This window comes from Mesorhizobium sp. M7A.F.Ca.US.005.03.2.1 (assembly GCF_003997795.1).
GTDB classification, from domain to species: Bacteria; Pseudomonadota; Alphaproteobacteria; order Rhizobiales; family Rhizobiaceae; genus Mesorhizobium; species Mesorhizobium ciceri.
Genome location: NZ_RZRP01001567.1, coordinates 1 through 530, shown reverse-complemented (window position 1 = coordinate 530; position 530 = coordinate 1). Strand labels below are relative to the sequence as shown.

Annotated in this window: 1 pseudogene; it reads right to left on the bottom strand. The window is 64.7% G+C overall.

Features of this window, described 5'->3' with window-relative positions:
* Window positions 1–293: pseudogene (locus EN991_RS39170) on the bottom strand (hypothetical protein); the annotation flags it as partial.
* Between the last annotated feature and the right edge of the window lie 237 nt (window positions 294–530).

Below are 530 nucleotides of genomic sequence, written 5' to 3'. Positions count from 1 at the left end.
GTGTCGGCGTCGTCAGGCACGGCACCGGCGCTGGCCGGCAGATAGGTGCGGGCCGGCGCATTGTCCTGCGCGGCGTTGGCCGGCTGTTGACCCTGCGCTGCCAAGGCCAGCTGTCTCGCCTTGCGCTGCTGGTCGGACAGGATCGCCGATTCCGAAACTTCGCCGCGCAGTTCGGTTTCCTGGGCATGGAGCGCCGTTGGGCGCAGCAAGGCAAACATGCTGGTTGCCAGCAGCAAGGCGCAGACCGCCTTGCCCCCACGTCGCGTCGAATTTTCTGGCTGGACCCCGGACATCGCCACCACTGCTTGCGCGGCGCACGCGCGCCATACTTACCGAACCGTAAATGGGGATGGTTAACGGAGGGTTGAGGCAGCGGCCCGTCAGCTGCCTGAAGCGCTGATTTCCAAAGGGATTCATACTGCGTGCGTTTTCTCGCCTGCCGTCGTCTGAACCACCGCACACGTTCGGGCGATATGCCTGGGCCATTTCCGTTGGACAGCGCGCCGGCAAAGCGCTAATCGCATCAGCCA